Here is a 1,736-nt window from a genome sequence, read left to right as displayed (position 1 = left end):
ACTGTGACTGTTAAAAAGGTAGATTATTCACTAGAACATGGACAAGTATCTTTTCAGGGTCATTTAAGATCGAATTAAATGCATATGAAATTTTTAATCGCAAATTTAGACATTAAAATGTTTGGTATTGTTAAAGGAATTGACAATATGAATGGTCAGATGAACTTACATGGCGAAATTAAAGCTCAAGGAAAAAGCCTTTAAGATTGGGCTAATGCCTTGTCTGGAGATATCAATTTACAAGCACAAGGAATAGAATTTACTAACGTAAACTTTAATTCGTTTATTACTAATTTATTAAGCAGTAAAATAAATCTGAAATTTCCACACTTACTTGTGTTGGTATATATAATGACAGTACATTTTTTTGAAAATGTTAGCGGAAAAGCGAATATTAAAATGGCATATGTTCAACTAGTCTACAATTTGGAATTGATCAGGCGTCGGGGTCTACTTCTTCTAATTTAACCTTATCTAACTTTTTTGAACTTCTTTATCCAGGTTCTTTATCCAGGTTCTTTATACAGGTCGCAGTAGCCTAGTTTACATTGATATGCTTTTCGATGGCCTTATTTGGCACCCTAGAATGAGTTTTGATGAAGATCGAATATTTAATACTATAATTAGAGTAAAAAAGGTAGTGGCTTTATAAATTCACCAATTCCTGTGGTTTCACTATTTCTTCAAACTCTTTTTCAGTGAGTAGCTTTAGCTTCATTGCCGCTTCTTTTAGAGTGACATTTTCTTTATAAAGTTATAAGTTTTGCTATTTTTGCTGCGTTATCATATCCTATATGCGTATTTAGTATGGTAACCAGCATTATCGACTGATCCAGGAGATCTTTTATCCTCTTTTCATTTGCTTTAATGCCAAGCACACTTTTTTCTGTGAAATTTAAGCAGCCAAAAGTCTTATAGACTGCAAAACATTGTATATTATTACTGGCTTAAACAGATTCAATTCAAAATGACCATTTAAACCACTGATAGTGACATGACTTCCCATAACTTGAGCACACTCCATAGTCTCACACTGAGTTGGATTCACTTTACCTGGCATGATTGACGAACCAGCTCATTTTCTGGTAATGTTATTTCTCCAATTCCGCACCTCGAGCCAGGTATTCTATATCACTTGTAACACTTACAATTTTCATTAAACTGACCGCTACGGTATCGAGTGTTCCACTCAGCTCAACCAAAGCATCATTTGCTGCTAATGCTCCAAATTTATTTTTTGCTGAAATAAACGGAAGATTGGTGCTTTCTGCCACTTCTTTAGCAAAATCCTCAGCAAAACCTTTTTTAGTATTGAGTCCCATACCAACTACAATGCCACCTTGTACAAGCTCATACACATTACTCAGAGTTGATTTTATTCTCTCTATTCCCTTTTTAATCTGAGCTGTATAGCCAGAAAACTCCTGCCCCAGTGTTAGAGGAGTTGCATCTTGCAAATGAGTACGTCCTACTTTTATTATATTTTTAAATTCTTGAACCTTATCATTCAGAGCCTTGTGCAGTACTTCAAGACTTGGAATAAGAGAATGATTTATTTGTTTTGCTGCTATGTGCATTGCTGTTGGAAAAGTGTCATTTGATGACTGACCACAGTTCACGTGGTCGCTTGGATGCACTGGAGATTTACTGCCCAAATCACCGCCCAAAATTTCTATTGCGCGATTACTGATCACATCATTCATGTTCATGTTGGTTTGAGTTCCAGACCCAGTTTG

1 pseudogene is annotated in these 1,736 nt (G+C 35.2%); it reads right to left on the bottom strand.

The features are described from left to right. Nucleotides 1-646: 646 nt before the first annotated feature. Nucleotides 647-1,736: pseudogene (locus HET73_RS07295) on the bottom strand (class II fumarate hydratase); the annotation flags it as partial.

Source organism: Wolbachia endosymbiont of Atemnus politus, assembly GCF_013309895.1.
Note: the sequence above shows the minus strand (reverse complement) of the source record. Positions and strands in the feature narration are given on the sequence as shown.